Source organism: Catonella sp. (genome assembly GCF_052173895.1).
Classification (GTDB): domain Bacteria; phylum Bacillota; class Clostridia; order Lachnospirales; family Lachnospiraceae; genus Catonella.
The window spans coordinates 43,204-49,474 of the sequence record NZ_JBQMXS010000013.1 but is presented as its reverse complement, the minus strand read 5'-3'; the positions used below and the strand labels follow the sequence as shown (position 1 = coordinate 49,474).

The following is a 6,271-nucleotide window of genomic DNA, read 5'->3' as shown; positions in this document are numbered from 1 at the left end:
AGAGACTTAGCAAGAAGACCGTAGTGTTAGATATGCAATATTTATCTAAAATATGCGATGAAGATGAACTATGGTCGGATGGGCATCATTATAGGGGCAGTTTGATGGAACAGATAGAGAAAAATGTGACATTAATAGATGGGGAATATATGAAGATAATAGAGAATATCTCTAACCTTTCTCGTCGTAATTTTTGAAAATAAATCTACACAAATAATATTGTAGTCAATTTTATCTATCTCTCTATATATAGATAAAGTTGATATTTAGGAGTAATAGAATGGTTTTTTCGTCAACAGTTTTTTTGTTTTTGTTTTTACCTATTGTTATAGTTATTTATTATAACCCTTTTCTAAGAAATAGAAGATTTAAAAACACTTTTTTATTTATTGCAAGTCTTGGATTCTATGCGTGGGGTGAGCCGGTATATGTATTTTTAATGCTTATATCAATTGTGATAACATGGTTTATGGCATTTTTTATAAAAGGGAATTATAAAAAAATAATATTAGTTATTGGAGTCTCTTATCATATATCTATTTTATTAGTTTTTAAGTACATTACATTTTTAGCATTAGAGTTAGGTATATTAATTAATAGGGATTTTTCGTATATTAAAATAGCTCTGCCAATAGGAATATCATTCTATACATTCCAGCTCATGTCGTATCTACTTGATGTTTACAAAGGAGATGTTGAGCCGCAAAAGGATATATTAAATCTTGGATTATATGTAGCACTTTTTCCGCAATTGATAGCAGGACCTATTGTAAGATATAATCAAATAGAGACTCAGATTAATAATAGAGTTGAGAATGTAGAAAATGTATCTGCCGGCATGAGAAGATTTATTTATGGTCTTGCTAAAAAACTTCTGTTAGCAGATTACCTATCAGTTATTGCGGATTCATCATTCTTAAGGATTGGAGAGCAGACTGCTGTTATGGCTTGGGTTGGAATAATAGCATACTCACTACAAATATATTTTGATTTTTCAGGATACTCTGATATGGCAATTGGTCTAGGGAAAATATTTGGATTTGATTTTGATGAAAATTTTAATTATCCATATATGTCTAAGAGTATAGTCGAATTTTGGAGAAGGTGGCATATTTCTCTTAGTAGTTGGTTTAGAGACTATGTATACATATTTTTGGGTGGAAGCCGTAGAAAAATTTCTAGAGTAGTATTTAATCTTGCTGTTGTTTGGATTTTGACAGGTATATGGCATGGTGCGAATTGGACTTTTTTGGTTTGGGGAATATTGTACTATTTTCTAATAATATTGGAGAAATTTACACATATAATTGATAAACTTGGGAAATTTTCACGAATATATACACTAATTGTGGTTATGATATGTTGGGTTATATTTAGAGCAAATAACTTGCAAGAAGCTTTATTATACATTTGCAATATGTTTGGGTTCAATGTTGCCACTTCATATAACCTACCTGTTTTAAGTGATAATATAGGTTATATAGTGATACTGATTGTTGCAATGGTAGGTTCGACACCTATTGTAAAAATAATACTGGATAGGATATATGGAAGTAAATTGGCTTGGATTGAGAGTGTATATCTGTTCTTAATATTTGCGTTATCTTTAATAAACGCAGTAAGTTCTTCGTACAGTCCGTTCATATATTTCAATTTTTGATGGAGGGGTATATGATGTTAAAAAAGATAAAAATTTATATGCCTATAATATGTATATTGGTATTGGTAATAATATTATTTGTAATAATGATGAACTTATTTAATAAACAATTATTACAGGTAAAAAGGGAGATTATAACTAATGAGAAAATAGATGTAGGTAGAAAGATTGATTTGAAAGTTAAGTACCCATATTATGGAAAATTAAAAGCTCAATATAATAATGGTGTTGATAATCACACTATAAATTATATTAAAAATATAGAAGGTATAATTACATCTCGTACTTCAACACGATTACCTTTTTATAAGGCAATAGTTAATTCTTATAGTATATATCATAATTTTATAGATTGGAATTATAATGTTGTATCAAATTATAGTGAAACAAGTGTGCTAAAACTTGATAATGGATATTTAAGTTTTGCTAGTGAAAAAACTGATGAGAATGAACTGAATAATGTAGCATTAAAATTAAAAGAGTTTAAAAATTTTTTAGATGGAAATGGAATTAACTTTTATTATATTAATGGAGGATATAAAGTACCGGAAGAAGAAAAAAATTTGCCTAAATATAATGAAAAATATGAAAATACAGATTATAATGGCAAGATGTTAATGAAACTTATAAAGAAACAAGGAATTAATGTGCTAGACATAAGAGAAAAGGCTGAGCAAGAGAGTAAAGACTGGTATAGTTTATTTTATAAGTGTGACCATCATATGAAGACTGACAGTCAATTATGGCTTGCAGAAAAGATAGCGGAGTTTCTAAAAGAAAAAGAGGGATATGTGTTTGATAAAAATCTTTTTTCTTTATCAGAATACAACCTTGAAAAAAAGAAAATTATGTTTGGAAGTCAAGCTAGAACTATGTTAAAAAATGGCATTTTGGAAGACTTGGAAGAATATACAAAAATAATACCTAAGTTTGATACCTTTTTTGAAATCGAATTGCCGGTTCAAGGAAAAGTCAAAGTAGGAAGTTATGAAGATAGTCTTTTTGAAAATTCGACATATAGGCAGATAGCTGAAACGGAAGAACATTATTATACAGATAATATAGATGCATATTATTGTGTGACATGGAAACTTGATGCATTGGGAGTAATACATAATAAGCTTCAAAAATTAAATAAAGGGAAGAAAGTATTGATTATTCAAGATTCATTTGGTTGTTACACATCAACATACCTTGCACTAGGACTTGAAGAAGTACATCTTGTGTATCTACCTGAATTTAGTGGTTCAATAAGGACTTATATTAGAGAGGTTAAGCCAGATGTTGTATTAATGTTATATACTTCAAGTAAAGCTAATAAGTCTGAAGTAGATCCAAATAGCAAGTTTTTTGATTTAGAGTGATTTTATAATTATAATAAAAAGTAAAGTAATTATGTGACTAACATATAAAATGATGTAAAAAGAAGGAGTGAAGAGGGATGCGTAAGCTATTTTTGAAAATAATTATAGTATTCATATCTTTTTTGATATATTTTGCTATGTTTACAGCTTTTGATTCTAATGATTTTTCAAGAGTTCGTGTTAGCTGTTTGCATAATATAGATGATATTAAGGTTGTATCGTATAATGGTGATAATATATTTTCAAATAGCCCTTATCCTTTGTTAAAATATATAAATGATATTGATAAAAACAATGAGTATAGTATAATACTCGGAGACTCAAAATTCACATTCTTAGATGTAATGAGATTATCCAAAATTTCCGGAGAAAAATATCTAAATATTTCGTATGGTGGAGCGGCACTGGAAGAAAGTATACTTGAATTTTGGTATACAGTTAAGAGAATTAAGGTGAAAAAGGTGATTTTTGAACTGGATTTTCATGCACTAAATGATAATTGGAGAATGGATAGAATAAGTAAATATTTTGATATGTCATATATTGATATGTTGAAAGCGTATTATTTTGATTATTATAATAATAGAATGGTAATTGAAGAAGTCTATAAGAGAGCTAGAGGAATAAAAAATGAAGAAGTTTCCAGCAAAGAAGAAATGATGAAGAAAGGAATTGAGGAAAAAAAGAAGATTTTAAAAATATATACAATAAATGAAAAAGCAATAACAGATTTAATGAAGATAACTAAGTATTGTAATGATAATAATATAGAACTGATATTTTTTTCGCCTCCATTACATAAATCAATAAATGAACTTGTTGATGGGAAGAAAGAATTGGCAGAAAGATTGATAGAGATAAAAAAAGAACTATCAAACAATGCAATAGTATACGACATGCAGGATAAATCAGAATTATCATATATGGAATCAGATTGGCTTGACTCTTCACATTTTACCGGAGAGATAATGAGGCAGGTTGAGGATAACTTGGCAGGAAAAAGTAAAAAATATATGAAAATCTGGGAGAATGGTCAATATGATAAATTTGAATGAGTTTAAAAATAGTCATAACCAAAAAAAAATCTGCTTTATTGCACCACTACCGCCTCCGTATGGTGGAATTGCAAATTGGACAAAATTATTTACTGGTTATTTAGTGAGAAATAGTTTGGCAGATGTATCAATTATAAATACTGCTCCAAAAGGACGGGTGACTGAAGGTAGAGGGATACTTAAGAGAATATTTATAAGCGGATTTGCTATGTTTGGAATAGAATCAGAAGTTAGGAAAAAAATTAAGGTAGAAAAAATAGAATGTGTACATATAGCGACTAGCGGTTCATTAGCAACTATTAGAGACTTATTAGTTGCAAAATTGTTTAAAAATAAAGAGATACCATTTATTTATCATATACATTTCGGAAGAATACCTGAGATTATAAAAAAAAATACAGTGGAATGGAGGCTGATTAAAAAAGTAATAACTTTGTCAGGATATACTATTGTTATAGATAAGAGTACACAGAAAGAATTAGTGCCTATATTTGGAGATAAAATTATATATCTTCCAAATCCTATAGATTTAAGTTCGTTACCGAATCCAATAGAAATTACAGAAAACACAGTAATATATCTGGGATGGGTAATTAAGCAAAAGGGTATAGAAGAGTTGATTGACTCTTGGAAAAGTGTTCGAGATGAGGTTAAAGACTGGAAATTACAGATTGTCGGTCCTTATAAACAAGAGTATATAAATGAATTAAAAGAAAAATATAGTTTTGAAAAAATAGAGTTTCTTGGAGAAAAATCTCATGAAGATGCTATGGAATTACTTAATAAAGCATCGGTATTTGTACTCCCCAGCTATTCAGAAGGTTGCCCTTATGTTATAATAGAGGCTATGGCTCTTAAAAAGATAATATTAGGTACATCTGTTGGTAATATACCTGAGATGTTGAGCGGTAATTGTGGTATTTTGTTTGAATCCGGTAATAAGGAGGAACTGAAAGAAAAACTTTATCAGGCAATAATTCAAAAAGATAAATTTGAGAAAACAAAAGAGCTTGCTTATGAAAAAATTATTAAGGAATATACAATTGATATTATTGCGAATAAAATATTGAGTCTGATAGAGAGATTGACAGAAAAGAGATGCTAATGAAAAAAATCAAAGTTTTACAAATTGTTCCTAGCTTTAATGTTGGTGGGGCAGAAGGGCTGGTACTTACTTATCTAAGAAATTATGATAGTAGCTATATGGATATGAAAGCTGTATCGTTTTATGCCTCAAGTGGCTCTATTTACGATAAAATAATAAAGAATGAAAATCTTCCGGTTGTATATTTAAATAAAAAATCTTCTTTAGATATTTTATTTTTAAAACAGTTAAAAGAGGAGATTAAGAAATTTAATCCAGATGTGATTCATACCCATATGTCTGCACTCAAATATGTTGTAATGGCAGGAGCTTTAGGTAAACCAATATTCCATACCATACATAGTGAAGTACTTACAGATGCAGGAATATATGATCGACTTATAAACAGATTTCTTTTTAAAAAGTACAAAGTTACTCCGATTGCTCTGCACGAAGGTTTAAAGATAGATATTAATAGATATTACCGTTGTACTAATACAGTTGTGATTAGCAATGGCATAGATATAGACAAATTTAGGAATGGTACTAATATAAGAGATGAACTTGGTATAAATATGGAAGCTTTTGTGTTATGCCATGTAGGGAGTTTTTCGTATCCTAAAAATCATAAATTTTTGATTGAGATATTAAAAAAAGTACTAGAATATAAACCTGATTCCTATCTCATTTTAGTAGGTAAGGGAACTCTGGAAGAAAATATAAGAGAATTAGTGTTAGAGAAGGGTTTAGAAGAGAGGGTTTTATTTTTAGGTAATCGCTCAGACATACACAATGTACTGAAATCAAGTGATGTATTTGTATTTCCATCGTTGTATGAGGGATTTGGTATAGCAGTATTAGAGGCAGAAGCATCGAGCATACCTATTGTTGTTTCAGATAGAGTGCCGAAAAATATATGTGTATCTGCGAATATCAAAAGGTTGTCGTTAGATGCCTCCATAGATAATTGGTGTGAAGCTGTAATTGAATGCGAAAATATAAAGAATACTGTTTTATGTACTGATATTGAGAAGTTTGATATTAAGAATATACTAAATAAATTATATAGTACCTACATGGAAAGGATAGTGCCTATAAAAGGCTAAGG

6 protein-coding genes are annotated in these 6,271 nt (G+C 29.2%); all 6 read left to right on the top strand.

The window, feature by feature from the left end:
- Positions 1-197: hypothetical protein (locus ACTTG8_RS04760; RefSeq protein ID WP_442560980.1), on the top strand; the 197-nt coding region annotated here is incomplete at its 5' end.
- Positions 198-280: 83 nt separating this feature from the next.
- Positions 281-1,660, top strand: a complete 1,380-nt coding sequence (locus ACTTG8_RS04755; protein WP_442560979.1) for an MBOAT family O-acyltransferase — start codon at positions 281-283, stop codon at positions 1,658-1,660.
- A gap of 11 nt (positions 1,661-1,671) precedes the next feature.
- The gene (locus tag ACTTG8_RS04750; RefSeq protein WP_442560978.1) at positions 1,672-3,024 is read left to right on the top strand and encodes a hypothetical protein; all 1,353 of its coding nucleotides are present in this window, start codon (positions 1,672-1,674) and stop codon (positions 3,022-3,024) included.
- Between the two features lie 77 nt (positions 3,025-3,101).
- On the top strand, positions 3,102-4,079 hold the full coding sequence (locus ACTTG8_RS04745) for a hypothetical protein (RefSeq protein WP_442560977.1): 978 nt from the start codon (positions 3,102-3,104) through the stop codon (positions 4,077-4,079).
- Entirely contained in the window at positions 4,063-5,184 is a 1,122-nt protein-coding gene (locus ACTTG8_RS04740) for a glycosyltransferase family 4 protein (protein WP_442560976.1), read from the top strand. The genes ACTTG8_RS04745 and ACTTG8_RS04740 overlap by 17 nt, the downstream gene beginning before the upstream one ends.
- Positions 5,184-6,269: a glycosyltransferase gene (locus ACTTG8_RS04735; protein WP_442560975.1), complete on the top strand. Its 1,086-nt coding sequence runs from the start codon at positions 5,184-5,186 to the stop codon at positions 6,267-6,269. Before ACTTG8_RS04740 ends, ACTTG8_RS04735 begins: the two co-directional genes overlap by 1 nt.
- Positions 6,270-6,271: the final 2 nt, after the last annotated feature.